This window comes from Roseiflexus sp. (assembly GCF_057785375.1).
The window spans coordinates 26,936-51,690 of the sequence record NZ_JBYNRX010000029.1 but is presented as its reverse complement, the minus strand read 5'-3'; the positions used below and the strand labels follow the sequence as shown (position 1 = coordinate 51,690).

Here is a 24,755-nt window from a genome sequence, read left to right as displayed (position 1 = left end):
GGGGGTGAGGGGGTCCCTCTCCCCTGGCGCGAGCGGGGGGCACGGGGGTGAGGGGCGCCTCCCCCCTCTCCCCTCGTGGGAGCGGGAGGCACGGGGGGTGAGGGGGCATATACTGGACAGATCACCAACCGGTGCTATAATAGAACATCGGTACGAGAAATGACGTGCATATGGAGCCGTGTATGACCCCCGCCGAGCGTCGCGCTTTCGAGCGACAGTTGCAACAGGAATTCCCCGGTCTCGAACTGCACGCCTGGTATCGCCAGTATCGCAGCCTCAAAGCGGCGTATCCCGACGCCATCCTGCTCTACCGCCTGGGCGATTTCTACGAAACGTTCGACGATGACGCCAAACTGGTCGCCGACCTGCTCGAGGTGACGCTTACCTACAAAGAGTTCGCCAGCCAGAAGGGGCGCGATCAGAAGCAGCGCTGCCCGATGGCAGGCATGCCGTACCATGCCATCGAAGGATATGTTGCGCGGCTTGTCGGCGCCGGCTACCGCGTCGCCATCGCCGAACAGATCACCGAAACTCCCTCCAGCCGCACCGATACCCGTCCACGCTCGATTTTCGCCGCCGGCATCGAGCAAACGGCGCTTGCCGGCAGCAACAAAATGGTCGAGCGCAAGGTTGTGCGCGTCATCACCCCCGGCACGATTATCGAAAGCGGGATGCTCCCCGCCGAACGCAACAACTACCTGGCTGCCCTGATCGCCGCCCATGGCCGCATCGGGCTGGCATACGCCGACCTGAGCACCGGCGAGTTTGCCGCCGCCGAGTTCGGCGGCGAACGCGCAGCACAGCAGGCGCAGGGTGAACTGACGCGCCTCAATCCGGCGGAAATCCTGGTTCCAGACCACGCCGACCTCCGGTTGCCCGGTCTTGAGCCATCCAGCGCCCGCCTCGAACACGACCTGGAGTTCCTCACCCGCGAGGAACGCGAACGGGTCCTCCCCGGCGAACGTGTCGCGCGGCGCGTCGAGCGGGAGAATAACGCGCGCTGGGCGCACGGGCGCGTGACCGCCTGGCCCGAACGACGCTGGGACCTGCGCAATGCCCATGATACGCTACTCCATCAGTTCGGCGTCCATTCGCTCGCCGGCTTCGGGCTGGCGGATCGTCCGCTGGCAATCCGCGCCGCCGGCGCGATTGTGCAGTATGCGCGCGAAACGCAGCAGGGAATGGTCGCCAACCTGCGCACCATCCGCGTGTACACCCCCGGCGATGCCATGTTCCTCGATCCGCAGACACAGCGGAACCTGGAACTCCTGGAGGGGAATAGCGGTACGACCCGCGGTTCGCTGATCGGCGTCCTCGACCAGACGCGCACGCCGATGGGGGCGCGCCTGTTGCGCCGCTGGATTTCACAGCCGCTCTGCGACCTTGCGCGGTTGCGCGCGCGCCACGACGCGGTGGAATACTTCGTCAACGACGCTGTCCTGCGCACGTCGGTGCGCGAAACGCTGCGGCGCGTCGGCGACATGGAACGGGTGGTCAACCGGATCATCCAGGGAAGCGGCGTGGCAACGCCGCGCGACATGACGCGGCTGCGCGATGCCTTGCGCGCGCTCCCTGACCTGGTCGCCGCGCTGGGAGATTGGACGCCGCCGCAGGAGGATGTCGATCTGAGCGGGATTCGCGCCCTCCAGGAAGCCGTGGCGGTCGGCGCTGCGCCTGTCGATGACGTATCGCCGCCGGAAGATGTCCAGGATGACCAGGAACCGGCGATCAGCCTGCGGGCGCAGCGCGAAGCGCGTCGGCGGGTATCGGCGCGCTTCGCCGGGGACGATCTGTTCGATGACGGCGAGGACAACGCCGGCGAGTCCGATCCGTCGCTGGCGCCTGTGGCAACGACGCCATCAGCCGCATCCGCCGAAGCATCGTCGGTTGCGCCGCCGAACGATCACACGGATACCCTGGCGCTCGATGTATGCAGCGACATCCTGGCGTTCCTCGAAACCGCCATCGACGACGACCCACCCGCATTGCTCGGCGCATCCAACTACCTCCGCGCCGGAGAGAATGGCGAACCGCCGCGCCGCGTCATTCGCCCGGGCTTCGAGCCGGAGATCGATCAGGTCGTGGCGGCAAGCCGCGACGCGCAGCGCTGGATCAGCGAACTCGAACCGAAAGAACGCGAGCGCACCGGCATTAAGTCGCTGCGCGTCGATTACAACCGCGTCTTCGGCTATTACATCGAGGTGCCCAAAACCTATGCCGATCAGGTGCCAAAGCATTACATCCGCAAACAGACGCTGACGACCGGCGAACGCTACTTTACCGACGAACTCAAACGCTACGAAGAGATCGTCGAACAGGCGCAGCAACGCCTGATTGACCTGGAACGGCGCGCATTCGCCCGTATTTGCGATACGGTGGCTGGCGCAGGAGCGCGGTTGTTGCGCACCGCGCGTATGATTGCCGCCACCGATGTCTTCGCGGCGCTGGCGGAAGCGGCAGTGCGCGGTCGCTATACGCGCCCGGAACTACACGACGACACCCGCCTGCGCATCATCGGCGGTCGGCATCCGGTGGTCGAGCAGACCCTCGATGAAACCTTCATTCCCAACGACATCGAGATGGATACCGAGACGCGCCAGATCTGCCTGATCACCGGTCCGAACATGAGTGGCAAGAGCACCGTGCTGCGTCAGGTGGCGCTGATTGCGCTTATGGCACAGATCGGCTCATTCGTGCCCGCCGATGCCGCCGAGATTGGGCTGGTAGACCGTATTTTCACGCGCATTGGCGCGCAGGACGATATTGCCACCGGGCGCAGCACCTTCATGGTCGAAATGACCGAAACGGCGGCGCTGCTGGCGCAGAGCACGCGCCGCAGCCTGATCATCCTGGACGAAGTCGGGCGCGGTACCAGCACCTATGACGGCATGGCGATCGCGCAGGCAGTCATCGAATACATCCACAACGAGCCACGCCTCGGCTGCCGCACCCTCTTTGCCACCCACTACCACGAACTGACCGACCTGGAGCGCACCCTGCCGCGCCTGAAGAACTACCACATGGCAGCAACCGAGCAGGACGGGCGAGTGGTGTTCCTGCACGAACTGCGTCCCGGCGGCGCCGACCGGTCGTATGGCATTCACGTGGCGGAACTGGCAGGCATTCCGCAAACGGTCATCCGTCGCGCCTCGGAACTGCTGGCGGAACTCGAGCGCCGCGCGCCGCGCAGTACGCCGCCGCCGGCAACCACGCGCGATGACGAACATCCGTCCGCCGGGCGAACCGCATCGCGCAGCCACAGCGCGGCGCGCGGCGCTCAACCGCACGCACCGGACGGTCAACTGTCGCTTTTCGACCTGACGCCAGGACCGGTGCTGGAGATGCTGCGGCGACTCGACATTAATCAGTTGACGCCGCTGGAAGCGCTGAACAAACTGCACGAACTGCAAAAACTGGCGCGCACGAGCGGCGGGTAGCATCACCAGATGAACGGGAGGAGTTTCTTCACACGCTTCTGGTAAGCAGCATATTCCGGGTAGCGCTCGACAAGCCAGCGCTCTTCGCGGCGTGATTTGAAGTGGAAGAAGACCAGCAACGCGACGCTCAATGCCAGCGCGACAATGCTGCCGCGCACCAGCGACCAGCCAAAGGCGCCGAGGATAATGCCGCTATAGATTGGATGGCGCACGATGGCATAGACGCCGTTCTGGACGAGTCTGCCATTATCACGCGGTCGCGGGAAGGGGGTCAGGTTTGCGCCGAGGTGCAGCAGTCCCATGCCTGCCAGCGCCATGCCGCACCCTCCCAGGATGAAGCCGACGATCAGCGCGCCCTGTTCGCGCAGCAACGGCAGCGCCGGCAACCCTGGCAGATCCGGCGGCGCCAGCACAAGCGCGAAGAGCAATCCAAACTGCGCGCTCACCCACCACCCGCCGCGTGCAATGAAGGTTTGCATCAGAGACCGTGCTTTCTGTATCATGACTGGTGAGCGGACTAACGTGCGACCGGGTAGGCGAAGGCAATGCCTTCGCCTACCCAACGATACCTTTCTGGATAGGCTCTAACAATTGCCCGTGTTGACCTTCGTGCGGCTGACGTTGGCTTCGACAGGCTCAGCCAGCGTCGGTCGCTCCACATCAGTCCGGGTTGTGGTTGATCGCTCGATTATGTCATACATACGCGGTCATTTGGACCAATATATGGTTGTTGAGAACATCATCCGGCATCGCCCGGTGCAGCCCGCGCAGGCGGGCTTGGGGCCCGTAGCCTGCAGCTTCAGCCGCCGGGCGGACTGCCAACGCGCGTGGTGGATCGCCACGCTGTGCGAACCGGGCGCGCGAACATCTTGTCTGACTGACCGCACGTGAGGATCATAACCTGACCCCTGCGCGGGACCTCGCATTCCACAGCCGCGACGTCAGCCGCCAGGCGAGAGAGGCGAGCGGAATATCCATTCACAACCCATTAGTCGCAGTCGGTCATTGGTAACAGGCTCATCCTGGCGCCACAAAAATGGATTTCTGGAGATACACGATGCACGGAAACGAGTCCTCCTACACCAGCGCGCTGGAACATATCGCCATCGCCGACGAACGCACCGCCGGGCGCATCTTCATGCGCGGGCGCGACCGCGCGGCGTTGCTGCACCGCCTCTCCACCAACGACATCGAGCGCCTGAAGCCGGGCGAAGGAACACTGACCGTCCTTACCACCCCGATCGGGCGCATCATTGACGTGCTGACCGTTCACACGCTCGACGATGCGTTGCTCATTGTCGCCAACCCCGACCAGGGACCGCCGGTGTTCAGGCATCTGCGCCAGAACATCTTTTTCAACGACCAGGTGACCCTGGAGGCTGCCGGACGAACCCACACGCAACTTGCAGTGTACGGCCCGCAGGCGGCGCGCGTGCTCGCAGAACTGACCGGCGCAGAGATCCATCTGCCATTGCATGGTATCACAACCGCAACGCTCGCAGGGGTAAGTCTGCTGCTCGCGCGCCGCAAGCCGATCGGCGGCAACGGTTTCACGCTCTACCTTCCGTCCGATGGATACGATGCCGTCCACGTCGCACTACGCGGCGCCGGCGCAGCAACGCTGGACGCCAGCACACTCGACGTGCTGCGAGTCGAACAGGGGTATGGCGCATTCGGGCGCGAACTGAGCCAGGAGTACATTCCACTGGAAACCGGGCTGCTGGATGCAGTGAGTTTCACCAAGGGATGCTACGTCGGGCAGGAAATCATCGCGCGCATGGAGAGTCGCGGTCGCCTGGCGAAGCGCCTTTGTGGTCTCCGGTTGAGCCAGCCGGTCGCAGCGCCGGCAAAACTCCAGGCTGACGGGAAAGATGCCGGCGATCTGACGAGCGCCGTCGTGTCGCCGCGGTTTGGACCGATCGCACTGGCGTATGTCCGCGCCGCGTATGCCGAACCGGGGATGATCGTCGAGGTAGCGGGGTCCACAGCGACCGCCAGCGTGGTCGAACTGCCATTTTCGGAGTAAACGGGCGCTATTCCTCGCCACGCAACCGGCGCAGTTCGGCTTCCAGCGCGCGCAGGCGCGCTTCGGCGGCGGCGCGCGCTTCAGCCTCTACCGCTGCGCGAGCGTCGGCATCCATCCGGGCGCGCGCCTGCGCTTTGGCTTCTGCCAGCGCCTCCGCCACCCGCTCCTCCGATTCGACGACCATCTCAACCAGATTGGCATAGTCGCCCATCCGCCGTCCCTGCTCGTCGAAGCAATACACCTCGTTCTCCTGCACCCCGATCCAGACCCGCAGCGGTGCGAGCCAGAGCCATCCCCGCTCGTCCGGCTGCATCGTTCGGCAGGCTGTTCCTGCGCGCTCATAGCCGACAACGCGCACGACCGGCGTTCCGCGCCGCTCGACGGCGTCCACAATCACATAGAATGGCACGCCCGCCAGGTCGTAATGATCCACTTTCTCATACAGGTCGAACCGGCGCGTTTCCGGTGACGTCACCTCGACAATCAGCGTCAGGCGCACCCCTTCCTGCGCCACGTTGAACGTGCTCCACGCGGTGAGCATCGTCGAACCGCAGTTGCGCACTGCCTGCACCCCGAAGATCACCATCATGTCGGGACCGTGGGGGCGCAACTCGGGAAGGTCCCAGGCGATACGCACATCACTGAGAACGACGGCGTCGGGGCGGTCCGCTGTGCGCGCCAGAAAGACGTTCGTCAGGTAGCGGACGCGCCGCTGATGAATGACACAGCACCCGGTTGCCCTCCTCGGGGTGCAGCAGGTCGATGAGCCGCAACGGAACAAGTTCCTCATCGAAGTAGCCGTCGCCAAGGTCACGGCGCACAATACGCCACCCGTAGCGGAACGGGTCCTCAGCGGGCGCATCAGCGGAAGGTGTTGGATTGGGAAGCGTGGTCGTCATAATTTCAGTATACCATACCATCGGCGGCGGGGGCGCCCCCGCTGGATGACTGTCACCTGATGCCTCGACACCCCGCTGACGCATCCGAATGCCGGGCTTGCCGCCAGCTCCTGGACTGCGCCCATTGCCCGCAGGTGACAGTCATCTGCGCCCATGCCACCCAGACGACGGACATCATCACGCCGCCTCAGCCTCCGCCAGCGCCGGAGCGCGGGTCGTCAGCAGCCGGTTATCTAGGCGGAACATGGTGATGATCCCCAATATCTGCACGACTGCCAGCGGCAGCAACAGCGCGAAGTAAGCTGGCGAGAACTTTGTGACCAGATCATTCTGCACCAGACCGACGTGCAGGAAGAACATGCCGAAAACGAACAGACCAACCGCCGGGCAGATCAGCCCGTAGCTGGCCGGGCTGCGTCCTGAACCGGACAGATAGGTGCGGAAGTAATCGACTCGCCGCAACACCGACAGACCAAACAGCCCTGCCAGTATCTGCATGCTGAAAAAGACCGCCGTAATCAGCAACCGGTGCGGCGCTTCGATGTGCAGATCGAAGCCATTGTGCAGACCATGGCTGATGCGGAGCACCGCAATGCCGATCAGCGTCAGCAGCGGGATCGGCAGCCACAGGCTCGGCGCCGCCTCAGTGGCCAGACCCTGGCTCAACATCGCCCGCGCCCCCAGCACCAGCAGGATCAGCGCCACCACAACCGCTGCTGTGATAAAGAAGACCGACCCCAGGATCGACAACCCAATCGTCAGTTTCACCGTGCTCATCGCCGCTGGCGCCGCCAGACCGACGCCGACCATTGCGAAGGCGAAGGCGGCCAGCAACTGCGTGAGATTATTATTGCGCGTGCAATCAAAATGACCATTCGCCAGCGCACGCCCAAAAATGTCGCTAAACGTGCGCATCGCCAGCACGCCCACCGCGACGAAAGCCGTCATTGAGAATGGGAAGAGATATTCGACGATGTTCCACAGCCCGGGCACAAAGACTGCGCCGCTCACAAAGAGAACGTTGATCGTCATTGCCAGCGTCAACGGGAGCGTCATCAGCATCACGGCGCCATTGGTATCGCGCAGTTGCCGGTAGGCGCTGCTGCTGCGGAAGCGCGCAAATTCGCCCAGGTTCCACGCCAGCGACTGAAAATGGCGCACTGCAAAGATCGCCACACCTATCAGTGCAAGCAGCACCAGCGCCTGCCCAATCAGATCCGACCTGCTCCAGAGCACTGCGATGCTGTCAAAGGTGACGATTGGCGTCTTCGGATGGGGAACGAGGAAATTGAGCCAGATGAAGAACGTGACTGCCATACCGCCATTGCCCAGCGCAGCCAGGAAGTAGGTCGGCGTGTACCGATCACCCATGGCGCGAACCCCTGTCAAACGACCGATCAATCGACTCATGAGCGTGTGACCTCCTTCTTTTGTCAACAGAATGTCGATCTTTCGCTCATGAGATGCAACGAATCAACGGGAGGTTACACCAAGTCTGAGAGAAAACAAAAATCTGGAGAGCGTATTGCTCTCCAGACCTCACCACTGCCGCCCGCTTCATGACTGTCACCTATGCCGGATACCCCGCTGGCGCACCGGAATGCCGGGCCTGCCGCCAGCTCCTGGACTGCGCCCATCGCTCGCAGGTGACAGTCATCGACCTGGGCATGCCGCCTCTTCCCAAACCGCGCCCATCGCTCACAGGTGACAGCCATCGCGGACGGACCGCGCCCATCACCCGCGGCTGACAGTCATCTACTTCGGCATCGCCTTAAGCGCCAGATACGCCGGGCGCGGGCTCCAGTCGCCGTTGATCACGCCGTAGCTTGCCTGCTCGTGCAACTCATTGCCCTGGGCGCGCCAGGGGACGGCAAAGTTGAGCTGCCACAGGAACATGCCGGTCATCCAGGGCGCGTAGTTGGTGCGCGCCATCTGATATGCACGCACAATATACTGCGCCTGCTTCTCGAACGAGATCTGGTTGCCGAAGCCGTACCCCGGCGTGTTATTGCGCGTCGCCCAGCCGAATTCCGTCACCCACATCGGCATGTCCCCCAACCCGGAACGCACCATCAGGGCGCGCACATCCTCAACGCGGCGGAAGTAGAACTCGCGGCTATTCGTCCATCCCGGTCCTGGTCCTGGATTGTCGGGCCAAAAGGTGTCGGGCGGGTTGGCGGCGCCGCCAGGATGCACGCCAACGATATCGACATTCGCGCGGAAGCGTGGATCGGCGAACATCTGCTGCAAAAAGACCAGGTCGCTGACGGCGATGGTCGGCGCATTCGTTTCAGTGCTCGACGGCGCGCCGGATACAACGAGCGCCGCCGGGTCGTTCGCCTTGATCGCCTGCGACGCCTGCACCAGCATGTCCATGTAGAACGACGCATTCGGTACGCGCCCGCCATTCTCAACGGCCAGGTTCTGTTCGTTCCAGATTTCGTATGCCTGGACCTTGCCGCGGTAGCGTTTCGCCATTTCGCCCATGAAATAGGCGAATGTGCCGAAGTGTTCGCGGGACGGCAAACCATTTCTGCCGTTGGGGGTCGCCCATGATGGCGCCGCGACGACGCTCAACAGCACCTTGACCCCTTCCCGATGGCAGTCTTCGACGATGTTATCGAGTTCAGCCCAGTAGATCGCACCGGAGCGATCATGCAGGTCCATCCAGCGCACCTGCTGGCGCACCCAGCCAAAGCCGCTCTCCTTCACCAGGCGCAGCACACGCGGGCGATCCTGCCACGACGTTGACCCCTGACCGTACAGAATGACGTTGTATCCGTAGGCGAACGTGCTCGCAGGCGGCTGCGGCTGATCGGGCGCAGTTGCGCCGGGAGTAAACGCCGGGTTGCCCTCATGATGCGCGTTGCGGTACTCGTTGCCGAGCAAACCGAGCAGAATGCGGTAGCGCGGGTCGGGTTCATCGGGATGCCACTCCATGCGCTGGCGCTCGAAATACTGCACCCAGTACACCTTGCCGTCCGCCTGGTTCACTTCCTGGAACTGCTCGGAGAGCGGACGGCCAAAGACCGCCAGCCCGCCGTTGTTGAGCCAGAAACTGCGGAACGGCGCCGGTGAATTGCGCAGCGTGTGGCGGGTGAACTCGTCCCACGTGCCGTCGCGCGGATCAGGAACTGGCTGGAACGGCGGTTCGTTCTCGCGCCCCTTGACAATTTCCGTGCCCAGCAGACGACCGAGGATGTAGTAGGGAGTGCCGTAGTTTTCCGGGTGCTCTTCGAGAACAGCGCGCTCGAAGTATTGCACCCGGTAATACTCGCCGGGGTTGGTGAAACTTTCCTCGATAAACGGCGCCGAAATCGGGTAGCCGAGCACAAACAGCGCATTGGGCGTTCGCTCCCAGAAGGAGAGGAACGAATTGAGCGCAGTATGCCCGGTTTCCGGGAAGAGGCGCGACCGAAACGGCGGCTGCGTCGGCGGCACCTCCTCCGGGCTGCGCGCCGCCGCCTGCGTGCGCAATGGCAGGAACAGCGACCCTGCCAGCACAATCAGGAGGAAGAGCGATAGATATCTTGAGGTGCGCATATGATTATCCTTTCAATCCTTCGGCATCCGTTGCAGCGCAAGATACGCCGGGCGCGGGCTCCAGTCGCCGTTGAGGATGCCAAACGATGCCTGCTCGTGGAGTGGGTTCCCCTCACGCTGCGCCCAGGGCACGGCGAAGTTCAGATTCCACAGGAACATCGCCCCCATCCACGGCGCATACTCACGTCGCCCGATCTGGAAGGCGCGCACGATCCACTCCGCCTGTCGCTCGAACGAGATCTGGTTGCCGAATTCATACCCTGGCGTGTTGTTGCGCGTCGCCCAACCGAACTCCGTGATCCACATCTGCCGATCGCCAAGCCCGAACTGCAACGCCAGTGTGCGGTAATCCTCGACGCGACGGAAATAGAACTCGCGGCTGGTCACAAAGTTCGGTCCCGGTCCGGGGCGATCGGGCCACATGCTGTCAGGCGGGTTCGATGTGCCGCCGGCGTGGACGCCAATCGCATCGACCACCTCGCGGAAGCGCGGGTCAGCAAACATCTGCCGGAAGAACGCCAGATCGCTGATGGCAATGTTGGGATTATTCGTCTCCGTTGCGGCGGGCGGACCGGAAACGACGATGGCGTAGGGATCATTCGCCTTGATCGCCCGCGCCCCTGCAACCAGCACGTCCATGTAGAGCGCCGCCGATGCGACCCGTCCACCATTTTCGACGGCCAGGTTCTGTTCGTTCCAGATCTGATAAGCGCCGACTCTGCCACGGTAGCGTTTCGCCATTTCGCCCATGAAGTAGGCGAACTGGCTGATATTCGCGCGGTTGGGCAACCCGTTGCGGCCGTTGTCCGTCGCCCAACCCGGAGCGGCAACGACGCTGATGAACAGCTTCACCCCCATCTCATCGGCATCGCGCACGATGTCATCGAGTTCTTCCCAGTAGATTGCACCGGAGCGATCGTGCAGGTCCATCCAGCGCACCTGCTGGCGCACCCAGCCAAAGCCGCTATTCTTCACGAGTTGCAGCACGCGCTTGCGGTCCTGCCACGGTTCGCGATCCTGATAGAGGTGCGCGTTGTAGCCGTAGATGAACGGGCGTGGCAGCGAGCGCGCGTCGTCGCGGGGGGCAGGGGTGAATGCCGGGTTGGTGCGGTGGTTGGCGTCGCGGTACTCGTTACCGAGCAGACCAAGGAGAATACGGTAGCGCGGGTCGGGTTCGTCGGGGTGCCACTCCATGCGCTGGCGCTCGAAATACTGCACCCAGTACGTTTTGCCGTCCGCTTTGTTGACTTCCTGGAACTGCTCGGAGAGCGGGCGACCGAAGACCGCTAACCCGCCATTGTTGAGCCAGAAATTGCGGAACGGCGCCGGTGAATTGCGCAGGGTATGGCGCGTCACGCTATCCCACGTGCCGTCACGCGGGTCGGGGACCGGCTGGAACGGCGGTTCGTTCTCGCGCCCCTTCGCCAGTTGCGTGCCAAGCAGGCGCCCAAGAATGTAGTAGGGGGTGCCGTAATTTTGCGGGTGCTCTTCGAGAATCGCGCGCTCGAAGTATTGCACCCGGTAATACTCGCCGGGGTTGGTGAAACTCTCCTCGATGAACGGGCGCGAAATCGGATAGCCGAGCACGAAGAGCGCATTCGGCGTATTGCGCCAGAACAGTTCGAACGAATTGACGGCGGAATGACCGGTTTGCGGATAGTACTCGGCAAGATACGGCGGATAGGTGTCGGGCACTTCAGATGGACTGCGCGCCGCAGCGTTACTCTGGCGGGGCCAGGCGACCATTCCAACAATAATCGCAACCAGCGTCGCCAGGGACAGAAGGCGGAGCATCACGAACTTCGATTGCTGGAACATACCCTCCTCACATTTGTCACACGATTTCAACCGATCCCCGGACACAAGTATAGCCTCAACGACTGATGGGTTCCTGATACACGTCTGATGGGGATGTTACCGATCCATGACTCTTCACCGATCCGCCAGCAGCTACTGGAACGCGATGGTGAAGCTGTCGCGAGGCTGCAGATGCCTGCGCCGAAGCACACCGCTACCGTGGCAATTCTTCGAGCGCGACGCGCACGGTCTGCACGCTATTGTCGCGCCAGATCTCGATCTCGACCTCTTCGCCGGCCTGGTGTCGCGCCAGAATGCGTAGCAGTGGATGTTCTTCGTCGATGCGCTGCCCGCCAAGCGACAGCAGAATGTCGCCCGGGCGCACCCCAGCGCGCTCCAGCGCCGATCCACGCCCAACCGCCTGGATGAAGAGACCATAATCGACCGGCAGGTTGTACCAGGCGGCCAGACGCGGCGTAATCGGTACGAACTCTATCGGCAGATAGGGACGCGCCACCCGGCCACGGGCAATCAGTTGATCGGCAACGTAGCGCACTGTGTTGCTCGGAATCGCAAATCCGATCCCCTCTGCCTGCTCTGTGCCGCCACGAATAATGGCAGTATTGATCCCGATGACGTCGCCATCGAGATTGACCAGCGGACCGCCAGAGTTCCCACGGTTGATCGAGGCATCGGTCTGGATCAGGTCATCCAGCACGACATCACGGGTCTGAAGCGACCGACCAAGCCCGCTGACCACGCCGATCGTCACCGAATTGCGCAGGTCTCCCAGCGCACTGCCAATGGCAATAACCCATTCCCCCGGTTGCACGGCGTCGGAGTCGCCGAGGCGCGCCGCCGGATAGTTATCACCCTCGATTTTGACCAGCGCCAGGTCACTGAACGGATAGTCGCTCCCGACGAGTTGCGCCGGGCGCTGCCGACCATCGGCGAGAATGACATACAACTGACGCGCGCCTTCGATCACGTGGTGGTTGGTGATGATATACCCGCGTGCATCGATGATCACACCAGAGCCGCGCGCGGGCGGCGGCTGAAACGTCCCAAAGAAGCCAGCCTGCGGCGGCAACTGCGACACCACCGTCACCACCGACGGACCAACCTCGTGCACGACACGTGCGGGCGCTGTACGCACCGGGTCGCTGGCAACCATAGTCGGCTGGAGCGGGGGAAGGGTCGGCGGTGCAGCAGTGGCGGGCAGCGCCACGGGCGCCTGATCCGTCAGCGGGCGCGCCACAAAGAACCAGATCAGCACACCGCCGATGATCACGCCAACGATGCCACTCGCCAGGCTCAGCGTCCCAAGGAGGGCATACGTCAGGCAGGGGGAACGCTTCTCAGCAGTGCGGTTCTCCATAACGCAGCGTGGCACTTAGCCCGAGGTCGCATTTGGGGAGCGACATTGTCTCTCGACGACGGTATTGTAGAGGAGAGCCGTTAGTGCGTCAAGCGCGACGATTGCGGATTGCCCGGCGCGGCATCGGCAACCGGCGCAGAAACGGCGGCGGAGACCGATGGGGAAGTTTCGTCCGTGGCGGTGGGAAGGACAATCATCGCGCGGCGGGCGCGCTCATAGAAGAACTGGGCAATCGACGCGATCACACCGGCGACGGGGATGCCGAACAGGATTCCCCACCCGCCAGCAACGGCGCCGCCGAGGAGCAACGCCGCGAAGACGAGGAGCGGATGCAGACCGATCGCCTGCCCGACCAGACGCGGCATAATGACGTTGAACTGTACCTGTTGCACTGCCAGCAGCGCCAGCAACAACCATCCGACACGATCCGGCGCGAACAGAATGGCGATCAGCGCAGGCGGAACCAGCGCGAAGAATCCCCCGACGAGCGGGATGAAGACCAGCATCGCAGCAACCACGCTGGCAAGGGCGATGTCGCTCAAGCCGAACAGCGCCATAACGATCGCGTTGGCGACGCCATACAGCAGCGAATTGACGAATTGCGCGCGCATAAAACCGCCGAACACACGATCAATGACAGCAAAAAGATTATCCACTTCATCGTGCCAGGACCGAGGCAGGATGGTGATGAAACTTCTGCCAATGCGCGGACCGTCGAGGGTGATATAGAAACTGAGAATCAACACCAGGAAGATATTGAACAGCACCGAGGCGATACTGCCGGCGATGCCAAGCGATTGTTGCAGCATCGCACTGCCGAAGCCTGTCAGTTGCTGCGTAATGGCTTCAGGTTGCACAACTGCTGTCAGATCGCCGCGGAATCCGAAGCGCTCCAGGCTTTCTTCGAGGCGGGCGGTCCACTGAACAACAGACTCAACCGTTGCCGGCGCCGAACCGGTCAATGTCGTCAGTTGTTGGGTGATAGTCGGGACAAACGACAAAATGACCACCAGGAGAACGGCGAACAGTGCAATATAGATCAGGGCTACGGAGAGTACGCGCGAAAGATGGCGCGGCGGAATCGGAATGCTATGCGAGCGGAACGTGATTGTAGGCAGGTCGAGAGCAATCAGCCGTGAGACCAGCGGTTGCAGCACAACGGCGATCAGCCAGGCAAGGGCGAAGAGCAGGAGCGGCGTGGCAAAGAAACTGACCACCACCACTGCGCGCTCAAACAGAAACACGCCAGCACAGGCGATCAGCAGCCACAATGCCACAGTTCCAAGTCGTCCCGGTAGCATACTGTCATTATATCATCAGAGGCAAGGGACAAAAGGTAAGCAGCAAGGGGGTTGCAAGTTGAAAGTGGGAAGGCCAAAGGTTGGGGGGCCCGGGGTAGAGACGTTGCACTGCAATGTCTCGAAGCCGCAAAGGTTGAACGTGGGACCGTCAAGCACGGCAAGCGGCGCCGGGCAACAGGATGGTGCATTGCCGATGGGAAAGCGGAAGGTCAAGGGGTACCCGTAGAGCAGGACCGTCAAGCACGACAAGCGGCGCCAGACAACAGGGTTGCCAATGGAGCAGCAGAAAGTGCTTCTAACCCCTAACCCCTAACCCCTAATCCCTAACCCCTAACCCCCAACCCCTAACCCCTAACCCCTAATCCCTAACCCCTAACCCCCAACCCCTGCACATCCACCTCCGCCAGCATTGTATAGCGTGGACCTTCAGGGCGCAAATCGCTGCGGAACAGCGCCACGCGCTGGAGATCCCACACACGGTTGGAAGAAGGTTTCAGCGAGCGCAGCGCAGCGCCAAGGCATTGCTGCTGTTCCGCCGACATCTCACGGCGCACCCGCCCGAGGGTCAGATGTGGTCGAAATGGTCGAGGATCGGGGAGAAAGCCGAGGGAGGACAGGCGACACGCCAGCGCGTCGTACCACGAGCGCAGATGGCTCTCGCCTTCCGCCAGCCCGACCCAGATGACTTGCGGACGTTGCAGGTTGGGGAAGGCGCCGGGAGCGCCAAGCTGCACGCGCACCGCCTGTTGCCCGGCAAACGATAGCATCAGTGCGATTTTCAAATGCGCAATCCGATCGCCCGGAACATCCCCCAAGAACCAGAGCGTCAGGTGCATAGCATCTGGATCGACCCAGCGCACCGGTGGTTGATCGCGCTTGAGCTGCTGTTGCAAACCTGCCAGTTCCTCGCGGAGCGCGTCGGGCAGTTCTACGGCGATGAACAAGCGGTATGTTGTTGTGTTCATGGCTGGACACTATGGAAGAGCGGAGACGTTGCAATGCACTGCCTCCACTCAATCCCGATTCTAACCTTACTCTTACCCCTCCCCTCTCGCCTCTCGCCTCTCGCCTCTCGCCTCTCGCCTCTCGCCTCTCGCCTCTCGCCTCTCGCCTCTCCCCTCTCGCCTCTCCCCTCTCGCCTCTCCCCTCTCCCCTCTCCCCTCTCGCCTCTCCCCTCTCGCCTCTCGCCTCTCCCCTCTCGCCTCTCCCCTACTGCGGCGTTGTGTTATCGCGGCTGAGGAACGCCTGGCTGTCGAACGGCGCCTCGCCATCGCGCGGACGGGCGCGCACGTATGAGCCATCGGGCAAGAGAAGACGCGCACGCGACGTATCACGCAGGTACACGTCGAGAAGATGACGGATCTCCTCTTTCAGGGCTGGAGTCTCGATTGGGAACAACGTCTCGACGCGGCGATCAAGATTGCGTTCCATCAGATCGGCGCTGCCGAGATAAATATCCGGGTTGCCATCGTTCCCGAAGTAGTAGATGCGACTGTGTTCCAGGAAGCGCCCAACGATGCTGCGCACCGTAATACGTTCGCTCAGTCCGGGCACGCCAGGGCGCAGGCAGCAGATGCCGCGCGCAATCAGATCAATCGTCACACCCGCCTGTGATGCACGGTAGAGCAGGTCGATCATCTTCTTATCGACGACTGAATTGCACTTGAAAATGAGATGCGCCGGTCGTCCCGCTTGCGCGTGTGCGATCTCGCGCTCGATCAATTGCTCCAGACATTCACGCATGCTCACCGGAGCGACGAGCAGCTTGCGGTAGCGCCGCTGACGTGAAAAGCCCGTCAGATGGTTGAACAACTCTGACACGTCGGCGGCGATATCGGGACGCGCCGTCAGGAGGCCCAGATCGGTGTAGATGCGCGCCGTGGTTGCGTTGTAGTTGCCGGTGCCAAGGTGCACATAGCGACGCAACCCATCCTGCTCACGGCGGACGATCAACGCCAGTTTGGCGTGCGTCTTCAGCCCGACCAATCCGTACACGACGTGAACGCCGGCGCGTTCGAGTTGTTTTGCCCAGATGATGTTGTTTTCCTCATCGAAACGCGCCTTCAACTCGACCAGCACCGTCACCTGCTTATCCTGCTCGCGCGCGTGCATGAGCGCCTTCACAATCGGCGAGTTTGATCCGACGCGATAGAGCGTTTGCTTGATCGCCAGAACATTCGGATCTTCGGCAGCCGCCTGGATCAGCGTCACCAGCGGCTGGAACGAATGAAATGGATGGTGCAGCAAAATGTCGTGCTGGCGGATCGCAGCGAACAGTTCCTCACTGGTGCGCGCGTGCTGCAACAGCGCCGGCGGAATCGGATAGAACGGCGGGTCTTTCAGATCAGGACGGTCAATCTTGGTCAGTTGCATGAGATCCGACAGACCGAGCGGACCGCGCATTTCATACACATCGTCGGGCGTCAGTTTGAGGTTGGCGAGCAACAGATTGCGCACCCGTTCCGGCATGTCGTGTTGCACCTGCAAGCGCACAACCGCGCCAAAACGTCGCTGACGCACCCCCTCCTCGATCACGCGCAGGAGATCGTCGGCTTCCTCTTCCTCAATCTCCATATCAGCGTTGCGCGTGATGCGGAACAGGTAACACTCGACAATCTCCTCGCCGGGGAAGAGGGAGGCCACATTTGCCGTCATGACCTGTTCGAGCCAGGTAAAACAGTGGCGTCGCTCCGGCGGAACGTCCTCCGGCGTATCACAGTGATCGCCCTCGATTGGCACGAAGCGCGGCAGCACTGCCGGCACCTTGACGCGCGCAAAAAGCTCGCCTTCGTCCGGATCATTGATCACGACCGCCAGGTTCAGACTCAGGTTTGAGATATGCGGGAACGGATGCGCCGGATCGATCGCCAGCGGCGTCAGCACCGGAAAGACCTCGCGTTCGAAGTACTCAGCGCATTTCGCGCGCTGCTGCGGCGTCAGTTCGTGATAGTCGAGCACATGAACGCCCTGCTGACAGAGTTTGGGTCTGATGTCGTCGAGCCAGCAAGCGCGGTGCTGTTCCAGGAGCGGAATCACGTTGCGGCGAATGACAGACAACTGTTCGGCGGGAGTCATCCCATCCGGCGAGCGACTGACGACGCCAGCAGCGACCTGTTGCTTCAAGCCCGCCACGCGGATCATGAAGAATTCGTCGAGATTGGTGCTGAAGATCGACAGAAACTTTACCCGCTCCAGCAACGGATGGCGTTCATCCATCGCCTCTTCTAGCACCCGTCGGTTGAATTCGAGCCAGCTGAGTTCTCGGTTGAAATACGGCGAAGCAGTGGCCAGACTTGTCATATCACTCTCGATGGTTTCAAACACAACACTCGTCATCGCAACATCCTTGTTGCATCAGTTCACGCTTCCTCGCCCACAACCAGCGCCCACCTGCACAACGAAAACCTCACGCCTTCAGCGCGCACCTTTTCTGCTTTCAACCTGTTCCGTCTCACATGCCGCATGCCGGTGCGGAAGTGTGACGTTTTATACCGATTACAAAAGCAGTATAGTCAGTATACCATCGTAAGTAGCAAAAGTGCAACCGTCAGATGAAAAGATTGTATACAAATGCTTCCCTGTAGTCATTGACACATTCACATATAAGCATTTATGATAGTGATGTCGCCAGATTTTGACTAACTGTTCTGAATGTGCCGGGCATCCGGGCGCACCGATGCGTTATTTTTGTCCCCATCGATACTGTGGGATGGAGCGCGCTTTCCACAGCACGGATTACATCGGTTGTAGCGACGATCAACGGAAGAAGGCATGCAGCGCCAGACGACAGGAAGAATGATCGCACGAGCGGATACGATACAGGTGCGACATACACGACGACGATGCGGAAAACGGTACAGCGAGGTGAACCGTATGAGGCAACGATTGCTCTTCGTAAGGACGCTGCTTAACCTGATCGCAGGATGGATCGCATTGGGCTTCGCCGCACAGGCAGCGGCAATGGTGGTCACGCCATCAACCCCCGACGGCTGGGCGCCTGCGAATGTGCGCACCGATGCCACCGTCGCCATCACCACAGCGCAACCCCGTTCTGGCGCCGGTTCGCTCGAATTCACGACCAACACCATCACGCCAGGGCAAGATAAGGCCGACTATGAGAAGAAGTGGGATCCGACCAACTTTCCGGCACGCACACTATCCGGGCTGACGGCGCTCAGCTACGAGTATTATCGCGCCGGCAGCAGCACCGCTGCTGCGCACCTGGCGCCGGTGTTGCGGTTGTATGTGGCGGATGTCACTCCCACTTCGCCGACCTTTGGCAAATACGCGCTCCTGATCTGGGAGCCTGCGTACAATGGGACAACGCCAACCCCGCCGGTCCCCACCGATCAATGGATCACCCAGGACATCCTGAATGGCAAGTTCTGGATGTTCGTGCCAGGTGGTCAATCCATCCCCAGCGGCGTGGTGCAAAACTACAATGTGACGCTCAACGACTGGATCACCGGCGCCCCGGTTGGTCAACCAGGCGATCCTGCGCCGATCAATATTGATGCCAATACGCTCGTGTTCGGCATCAATGTCGGCGTCGGCTCAGGTTGGGGCGCGACGTTCCGCGGGTTCGTCGATAATGTGACGGCGCGGTGGGGGAATGATGAGGTCCACGCCAACTTCGAGCCTGATCCGGCGTTCAGGTGCGCCAACGTCTTGCTCGACGACTTCAACCGCGCCAATACGACCAGAGGATTGGGCAGGAACTGGACCGGCGCCACCAATACCTATCGCATCGCCAGCAATCAGGCGCAACCGTTTACGACCGCCGGCACAATCTTCTGGAACGCACAACCGCGTGTCTTTGGCGCCGATCAGTCAGCCTGCGTCACCCTGGCGCAGATTGACCCGAACGGCAGGCATCACACCCTCATCTTGAAAGCGCAATCGGTCACCAATTACGCGCGCGGCATGATCCTGGTCAGCTACGACGCGCTGGCGCAGCAGGTCATTGTCGAGACTGTCGAGCCGGGGCAGGCGGGATGGATCACGCGCGCGACCATTCCGGTTGTGTTCAACAATGGCGATGTGCTCGGCGCACAGGCGCTGGCGGATGGATCGGTTCAGGTGTACCGGAATGGCGCGCCGATCGGAACGGCGACAACCTCGCCGTTCTTCGTCAATCGCGGCGGACGGATCGGCGTGTGGTTCCAGCAGACGTCCAGGGCGCTTTTTGACGACTTTGGCGGCGGGAATTCAACGCCGTAATACCGCAATGGCAGGCGCCGACAGGCAGACGAAGGCGGCGCCTTCGTCTGCTTGATACGGGCGATCCGGTGTCGAGCGCATCGGAAATTGACCTCGTGATCAGCCCCGAAGGGACTTTCGCGTCCTTAGCGCGGACCTCACCCCGCAGCGATTCGGCGGTGCGCCCATCCTCACCCCCTGCCCCTCGCTCCCACGAGGGGAGAGGGGGGAGGCGCCCCTCTCCCACGAGGGGAGAGGGGGGAGGCGCCTCTCACCCCCCTGCCCCTCGCTCCCACGAGGGGAGAGGGGGGAGGCGCCCCTCTCCCCCCTGCCCCTCGCTCCCACGAGGGGAGAGGGGGGGAGGCGCCCCTCTCCCCCCTGCCCCTCGCTCCCACGAGGGGAGAGGGGGGAGGCGCCCCTCTCCCCCCTACCCCCCTCTCCCACGAGGGGAGAGGGGGGAGGCACCCCTCTCCCCCCTACCCCCTCTCCCACGAGGGGAGAGAGGGGCAGGGAGCGCGGACCTCACCCCGCAGTGACGAGGCGCTGCACCGTGGCGTCCTGGCGTTGATCTCCAAACACGAAGGCGCGAAGGAGGTGCGCCGGGGCACGGCGGCTTCATGCCTGGAAGCGCGCGATGCAATCGAAAGGGTTGCCAAAACGGGCCCCTGTCAGCCTCATTCTTCCTGGTTGCGCAAGAGGACGATTCGTGGTATAGTAACGCCGGAAAGATTTGACTCTGTAGCTCAGCGGATTAGAGCGCTTCCCTGCGGAGGAAGAGGTCGGGCGTTCGAATCGCCCCAGAGTCGCCAGCACAACAAGGGCGGCTGCCGGCTGGCGAGCCGCCCTTCCTATAGCCTTCGAGATGGGGAGGTGACGGAGCGGTTGAACGTGCTCGTCTCGAAAACGAGTTGGGTCTGAAAGCCCACGTGGGTTCGAATCCCACCCTCCCCGCCATTGCTGCGCCTCCACAAGGAGGCGTTGTTTTTTGTAGCATTTGCGGGTTAAGGGTTAGATTGCTTACCCTCAACCGCCGCCGTCGCCAGGTACGCTGGTCGAGCGCCCGCGCGCGGTAACGCCAGCAGCGCAACGCTCAGCCCACCCGTCAACACCACCGTTAGCCACATGATGAAGTCGAAGGTCACATGGCTCGCCAGCGGCGGATGATACCCTAACCCGTAATCGACGCCGAACGCCAATGCAAACCAGCCAATGACTGCGAAGCGTTGCGGGAATGATACGTCGCCCAACCGCGTGGCAAACAGAACCCCCTCGCAGAGCAGCCCGATGTGGGTGATGAACAGAACGACCTCGAACGGATCGATGACCCCCGATCCCGTCCACTGCCGCAACCAGAACGCCAGCGTCCAGATACCGTAGTGAACACAGGCGAATGCCGTCAGCGCATAGAACCACGACCAGCGTCGCCCGGCGCGCATCCCCAAAAGCGCAATTGTGCCAAGAAACGCCGCCAGCGGGCAGTCGGGAATGAAGGGCCACGCCCACAGCGGCGATGCCGCAAGCATCGGACCATACCAGACTGCCGCGCCCCAGATCGCACCGATCAGGTTAGCGACGACGCAACTCCAGAAGATGATTGGAGTGCGCAGGATGAATTCGAAGAGCCAGTGTAGAAAACGGATCATGGTATGAGAACCAAGAACCAAAAACCAGAGGTCAAGTATTAGGATCTAATAGAGCGAACAACCCGCTATGGCCCAATCATTGTCCGTGTTGACCATCTTCCGTCCGACATTGGCTGAGCCTGTCGAAGCCAGCGTCAGCCGCTCCCCTTTTCCGTCCGACGTTGGCTGAGCCTGTCGAAGCCAGCGTCAGCCGCCCCCCTTTTCCGTCCGACGTTGGCTGAGCCTGTCGAAGCCAGCGTCAGCCGCCCCCCTTTTCCGTCCGACGTTAGCTGAGCCTGTCGAAGCCAGCGTCAGCCGCTCCACGTTCTTGATGGTCCACGTTATGGTTGATCGCACTATAAGGGGCAGAAACACCCGCCCACATCCAAACCTGTCTTGCCCGACCCGCTCGATCCCCGCCTGCTCCGTCCCAAAGCGCGTCAGGAAAACCCGCCTTTCTGCAACTCTTTCGCTCTTCGCCGCACGCCTGGCTTCACCTTCCCTCGTTCCACATTCAACGTTCAACCCGCAACATCCGCACCGGCACGCCGCCGACGAACGCACCCGGCGGCACGTCGCGGTTGACCAGGCTCATCGCCGAAACCGTCGCTCCATCGCCGATGACCACGCCGGGCAGGATTGTCGTGTTGGCGCCAATCGTGACATCATGCCCGATCCACACCGGTCCGCGCCGCCATTCGCGGCGGGTGAACTCGTGGCAGAGCACCGTCGAATTGTAACCAATGATGCAATTGTCTCCAAGCGTAATATCCTGGGGAAAGAAAATATCGAACATGACCATCAGCCCCACCGACGCATATCTGCCGACCCGAACGCCGATCAGGCGATACAGCGCGTTCTTGAGCGCGAGCGACGGCGTGTAGCGCGCAAGTTGAATAACGACCGCATTGCGCGCAACCCGCAGATGACCGCCGGTGACCTGCGGAAAGTACCAGAGCGCATTGTGCGGACCAGGCGAGCGTGAGATTTGCAACCGCGACTTCCGTGTTGCAGACGTTCCCAACCCATCGGAACCGGGCGCGGCGAGAGGGGGGGCGTCTACCCCGGCAACCGGCGCGAGGCGTGATGCGCGCGATAATGGCGGCGGGTGCGCGACACCCCCGGATGAGTCGTTCATGTGTTGCTACACAACCTCAATCACGACGTTCAGAATCTGGTCGCCCTGACGAATGGCGTTGACCACATCCATGCCGCTGACAACCTTGCCAAAGACGGTATGTTTTCCGTCGAGATGCGGCTGCGGCGAATGAGTAATGAAAAACTGACTGCCGTTCGTATTCGGTCCCGCATTCGCCATCGACAGCACGCCGGTCTCGTGCTTGAGCGGATTCTTCTTCGGGTCCACCTCGTCCTCGAACTTATAGCCCGGACCGCCGCGCCCGGTGCCGGTCGGGTCACCGCCCTGCACGACGAAATTGCTGATCACACGATGAAAGACGACGCCGTTATAGAACCCTTCGTTTGCCAGAAAGACGAAGTTGTTGACCGTTTTCGGCGCATAGGCGGCGGCAAGGTCGATGACAATCTCGCCTTTGGACGTCATCATACGCGCGCGGTACTGGCGCTGCGGATCGATCTGCATCGGCGGCGGGGACGACCATTGTTTGGGTGGCATAATACATTCCCTTCAATCGAAAGAGCGGTGCACCAACTACTGCCCTGGTATTCACAAAAACACGGCGTCGAAAAAATTATAGCACAGGTGGTTGTGATGGCACGCAACGGACGAGAGGCGTAACTGTTCGCAGTTGGGGGAAACGGCGCCGCCGGTCGCTCAAAACGGAGGGCGGGGGCAGCCCCCGAAAATGAGAAGCGGCGGAGTGGCCTCAGCAAGCGCCAATGCACGGCGCCCCGCCGCCCCAGGACGCCACATATAGCGCCTGCGCTTCCAGGCAAAGCGTGAACAGTCACCGAGAGACGACGCAGAATCTGCGCGTGTCGCAGCACGCCATCCACTCGCGCCGGATCTCGGCTATAATGGAAAAGATGACTTTACTGCAAAAAGCTAACCACGAAGGTCACCAAGGGACACACAGGCAATGCGCTTTATGGTTCTTCCCCTTCGTGCCCTTCGTGTCCTTGGTGGTGAAGCCGGTGTGCAGTCGACTCAAAAGATGCTCCGCAACCGCGCAGATAGTGCGGCATCACGAGAATAGATGCAAACAATGGAAGAAACGCTTTCGCATACGCTTCGGAACGGCATGCTGGTCTTGTTGCGCGAGGCGCACAGCGCTCCCCTTGCTACAAGTTGGATCTGGTATCGCGTCGGCGCTCGCAATGAGTCCCCCGGCGCAACCGGCGTGTCGCACTGGGTGGAGCATATGCTCTTCAAAGGCACGCCGCATATTCCAGGGCGCAGCCTCGACCGACTGATCGCGCGTAACGGCGGGACGTTCAACGGTTTTACATCGCACGATTTCACCGCCTACTTCGAGACGCTGCCGTCCGACCGGATCGATCTTGCGCTCCAGATCGAATCTGATCGCATGGTCAATACCCTGTTCGAGGAAGAAGAGGTTGAGCACGAGCGCACGGTTATTCTGGCAGAACGCGAGGGGCACGAAAATGATCCTGAGTGGTGGCTCAACGAGGCGGTGATGACCACTGCATTCCAGGTCCATCCGTACCGCAACGAGGTCATCGGTTCACGCGACGATCTGCTGGCGCTGACCCGTGATCGACTGGTCTCGCATTACCAGACGTTCTATCGACCGAACAACGCCGTGCTGGTGCTGGTTGGCGATGTTGATGCATCCAGCCTCATGGCCCGCATCGAGCGCTATTTCGGCGACCTGCCCGCCGGACCGCCGCCGCCGCCGGTCTCCTGGCGTGAACCAGAGCAGCAGGAGGAACGTCGCGTCGTGGTGCGCCGACCGGGACCGGCGCAGTATGTTCAGATTGCGTATCATGCGGTTGATTGTTGCAGCCCGGATTTTGCACCGTTGCTCGTGCTCGATGCAGTGCTTTCGGGCGCAAAATCGCCTGCGTTCAGCGGCGGCGCGCAGACGAATCGGAGCGCCCGTCTCTACCGCGCACTGGTCGAGACACGCCTTGCCGCCTACGCTTCCAGCAGTTTCCGCCCTGCCCGCGATCCGCACCTGTTCGAGTTTCACGCTATGGTGCAGGAAGGTCACTCTGCCGAAGAAGTGGAGCGCGCGCTGCTGGCTGAGGTTGCCGCCCTCCAGGAGAACGGTCCTCGACCCGATGAGATGACCAGGGTGATCAAACAGATGCGAGCACAAATCGCATATGCGCGAGAGAGTGTCACAAACCAGGCGCTGATGCTCGGCATGTGGGAGATGATCGACCGCTACGTTCGCGCCGATACGCTGCTCGATGAGATAGCAGCGGTGCGGGCTGAAGACGTGCAGCGCGTTGCACAAACCTACCTGACGGAACGCCGAAGAACGGTCGGGTATTTTATTCCGCTCTCATAAAGCGATCAATCAGATGTTGCACAATCATTGCCGGTATTGACCGCCTTGTGGCTGACGTTGGCTGAGCTGGCGTTGGCTTCGACAGGCTCAGCCAA

15 protein-coding genes, 2 tRNA genes and 1 pseudogene are annotated in these 24,755 nt (G+C 61.7%); 6 read left to right on the top strand and 12 right to left on the bottom strand.

Features of this window, described 5'->3' with window-relative positions; genetic code table 11:
• Positions 1 to 182: 182 nt before the first annotated feature.
• Positions 183 to 3,437 carry a DNA mismatch repair protein MutS gene (gene mutS / locus AC3EA7_RS05285; protein WP_488612990.1) on the top strand — a complete coding sequence of 1,085 codons (3,255 nt, stop codon included), beginning with the start codon at positions 183 to 185 and terminating at the stop codon, positions 3,435 to 3,437.
• Between the two features lie 2 nt (positions 3,438 to 3,439).
• On the opposite strand, the gene AC3EA7_RS05280 is transcribed toward mutS, so the two are convergent.
• Positions 3,440 to 3,916: a methyltransferase family protein gene (locus tag AC3EA7_RS05280; RefSeq protein ID WP_488612989.1), complete on the bottom strand. Its 477-nt coding sequence runs from the start codon at positions 3,914 to 3,916 to the stop codon at positions 3,440 to 3,442.
• A gap of 578 nt (positions 3,917 to 4,494) precedes the next feature.
• Here AC3EA7_RS05280 and ygfZ point away from each other — a divergent pair.
• Positions 4,495 to 5,463: a CAF17-like 4Fe-4S cluster assembly/insertion protein YgfZ gene (gene ygfZ, locus AC3EA7_RS05275; RefSeq protein WP_488612988.1), complete on the top strand. Its 969-nt coding sequence runs from the start codon at positions 4,495 to 4,497 to the stop codon at positions 5,461 to 5,463.
• 7 nt (positions 5,464 to 5,470) lie between these two features.
• Here ygfZ and AC3EA7_RS05270 read toward each other — a convergent pair.
• From AC3EA7_RS05270 to ppk1, 8 genes and pseudogenes are all read right to left on the bottom strand, one after another.
• A pseudogene (locus AC3EA7_RS05270) lies at positions 5,471 to 6,362 on the bottom strand (Uma2 family endonuclease).
• Positions 6,363 to 6,539: 177 nt separating this feature from the next.
• Positions 6,540 to 7,772 carry a TsoY family (seleno)protein gene (locus AC3EA7_RS05265; RefSeq protein WP_488612987.1) on the bottom strand — a complete coding sequence of 411 codons (1,233 nt, stop codon included), beginning with the start codon at positions 7,770 to 7,772 and terminating at the stop codon, positions 6,540 to 6,542.
• 345 nt (positions 7,773 to 8,117) lie between these two features.
• Complete coding sequence (locus AC3EA7_RS05260; protein ID WP_488612986.1) at positions 8,118 to 9,905, bottom strand: cellulase family glycosylhydrolase; 1,788 nt, start codon at positions 9,903 to 9,905, stop codon at positions 8,118 to 8,120.
• 12 nt (positions 9,906 to 9,917) lie between these two features.
• Positions 9,918 to 11,723: a hypothetical protein gene (locus AC3EA7_RS05255; RefSeq protein ID WP_488612985.1), complete on the bottom strand. Its 1,806-nt coding sequence runs from the start codon at positions 11,721 to 11,723 to the stop codon at positions 9,918 to 9,920.
• Positions 11,724 to 11,916: 193 nt separating this feature from the next.
• Positions 11,917 to 13,080, bottom strand: a complete 1,164-nt coding sequence (locus tag AC3EA7_RS05250; RefSeq protein WP_488612984.1) for a S1C family serine protease — start codon at positions 13,078 to 13,080, stop codon at positions 11,917 to 11,919.
• A gap of 80 nt (positions 13,081 to 13,160) precedes the next feature.
• Positions 13,161 to 14,381 carry an AI-2E family transporter gene (locus AC3EA7_RS05245; RefSeq protein WP_488612983.1) on the bottom strand — a complete coding sequence of 407 codons (1,221 nt, stop codon included), beginning with the start codon at positions 14,379 to 14,381 and terminating at the stop codon, positions 13,161 to 13,163.
• A 365-nt stretch (positions 14,382 to 14,746) separates the two neighbouring features.
• The gene (thpR, locus tag AC3EA7_RS05240) at positions 14,747 to 15,346 is read right to left on the bottom strand and encodes an RNA 2',3'-cyclic phosphodiesterase (RefSeq protein WP_488612982.1); all 600 of its coding nucleotides are present in this window, start codon (positions 15,344 to 15,346) and stop codon (positions 14,747 to 14,749) included.
• Positions 15,347 to 15,590: 244 nt separating this feature from the next.
• Positions 15,591 to 17,717, bottom strand: coding sequence for a polyphosphate kinase 1 (gene ppk1, locus AC3EA7_RS05235; protein ID WP_488612981.1), 2,127 nt, complete (start codon positions 17,715 to 17,717; stop codon positions 15,591 to 15,593).
• A gap of 537 nt (positions 17,718 to 18,254) precedes the next feature.
• On the opposite strand from ppk1, the gene AC3EA7_RS05230 reads away from it, so the two are divergent.
• The 3 genes from AC3EA7_RS05230 (at position 18,255) to AC3EA7_RS05220 (ending at position 20,534) form a co-directional block, all read left to right on the top strand.
• Entirely contained in the window at positions 18,255 to 19,601 is a 1,347-nt protein-coding gene (locus AC3EA7_RS05230) for a hypothetical protein (RefSeq protein ID WP_488612980.1), read from the top strand.
• Positions 19,602 to 20,312: 711 nt separating this feature from the next.
• Positions 20,313 to 20,389 (top strand) — tRNA-Arg (locus AC3EA7_RS05225).
• Positions 20,390 to 20,444: 55 nt separating this feature from the next.
• Positions 20,445 to 20,534, top strand: a tRNA-Ser gene (locus tag AC3EA7_RS05220).
• 47 nt (positions 20,535 to 20,581) lie between these two features.
• Here the strand turns inward: AC3EA7_RS05220 and AC3EA7_RS05215 are convergent.
• The 3 genes from AC3EA7_RS05215 to AC3EA7_RS05205 all read right to left on the bottom strand — a co-directional run bounded on the left by AC3EA7_RS05215 (position 20,582) and on the right by AC3EA7_RS05205 (position 22,838).
• Positions 20,582 to 21,223, bottom strand: a complete 642-nt coding sequence (locus AC3EA7_RS05215) for a DUF1405 domain-containing protein (RefSeq protein ID WP_488612979.1) — start codon at positions 21,221 to 21,223, stop codon at positions 20,582 to 20,584.
• Between the two features lie 493 nt (positions 21,224 to 21,716).
• Positions 21,717 to 22,340 carry an acyltransferase gene (locus AC3EA7_RS05210; RefSeq protein WP_488612978.1) on the bottom strand — a complete coding sequence of 208 codons (624 nt, stop codon included), beginning with the start codon at positions 22,338 to 22,340 and terminating at the stop codon, positions 21,717 to 21,719.
• A 6-nt stretch (positions 22,341 to 22,346) separates the two neighbouring features.
• Positions 22,347 to 22,838, bottom strand: coding sequence for a peptidylprolyl isomerase (locus AC3EA7_RS05205; protein WP_488612977.1), 492 nt, complete (start codon positions 22,836 to 22,838; stop codon positions 22,347 to 22,349).
• Positions 22,839 to 23,379: 541 nt separating this feature from the next.
• Here AC3EA7_RS05205 and AC3EA7_RS05200 point away from each other — a divergent pair.
• A complete protein-coding gene (locus tag AC3EA7_RS05200; protein WP_488612976.1) occupies positions 23,380 to 24,660 on the top strand; it encodes a M16 family metallopeptidase in 1,281 nt (426 codons plus the stop codon).
• Positions 24,661 to 24,755 lie beyond the last annotated feature (95 nt).

Coding starts and splice junctions, on each gene's coding strand:
- AC3EA7_RS05205 (WP_488612977.1), bottom strand. CDS start 22,838: ATGCCACCCAAACAATGGTCGTCCCCGCCGCCGATGCAGATCGATCCG.
- ygfZ (WP_488612988.1), top strand. CDS start 4,495: ATGCACGGAAACGAGTCCTCCTACACCAGCGCGCTGGAACATATCGCC.
- AC3EA7_RS05210 (WP_488612978.1), bottom strand. CDS start 22,340: ATGAACGACTCATCCGGGGGTGTCGCGCACCCGCCGCCATTATCGCGC.
- AC3EA7_RS05255 (WP_488612985.1), bottom strand. CDS start 11,723: ATGTTCCAGCAATCGAAGTTCGTGATGCTCCGCCTTCTGTCCCTGGCG.
- thpR (WP_488612982.1), bottom strand. CDS start 15,346: ATGAACACAACAACATACCGCTTGTTCATCGCCGTAGAACTGCCCGAC.
- AC3EA7_RS05230 (WP_488612980.1), top strand. CDS start 18,255: ATGAGGCAACGATTGCTCTTCGTAAGGACGCTGCTTAACCTGATCGCA.
- mutS (WP_488612990.1), top strand. CDS start 183: ATGACCCCCGCCGAGCGTCGCGCTTTCGAGCGACAGTTGCAACAGGAA.
- AC3EA7_RS05215 (WP_488612979.1), bottom strand. CDS start 21,223: ATGATCCGTTTTCTACACTGGCTCTTCGAATTCATCCTGCGCACTCCA.
- AC3EA7_RS05280 (WP_488612989.1), bottom strand. CDS start 3,916: ATGCAAACCTTCATTGCACGCGGCGGGTGGTGGGTGAGCGCGCAGTTT.
- AC3EA7_RS05200 (WP_488612976.1), top strand. CDS start 23,380: ATGCAAACAATGGAAGAAACGCTTTCGCATACGCTTCGGAACGGCATG.
- AC3EA7_RS05245 (WP_488612983.1), bottom strand. CDS start 14,381: ATGCTACCGGGACGACTTGGAACTGTGGCATTGTGGCTGCTGATCGCC.
- AC3EA7_RS05265 (WP_488612987.1), bottom strand. CDS start 7,772: ATGAGTCGATTGATCGGTCGTTTGACAGGGGTTCGCGCCATGGGTGAT.
- AC3EA7_RS05260 (WP_488612986.1), bottom strand. CDS start 9,905: ATGCGCACCTCAAGATATCTATCGCTCTTCCTCCTGATTGTGCTGGCA.
- ppk1 (WP_488612981.1), bottom strand. CDS start 17,717: ATGACGAGTGTTGTGTTTGAAACCATCGAGAGTGATATGACAAGTCTG.
- AC3EA7_RS05250 (WP_488612984.1), bottom strand. CDS start 13,080: ATGGAGAACCGCACTGCTGAGAAGCGTTCCCCCTGCCTGACGTATGCC.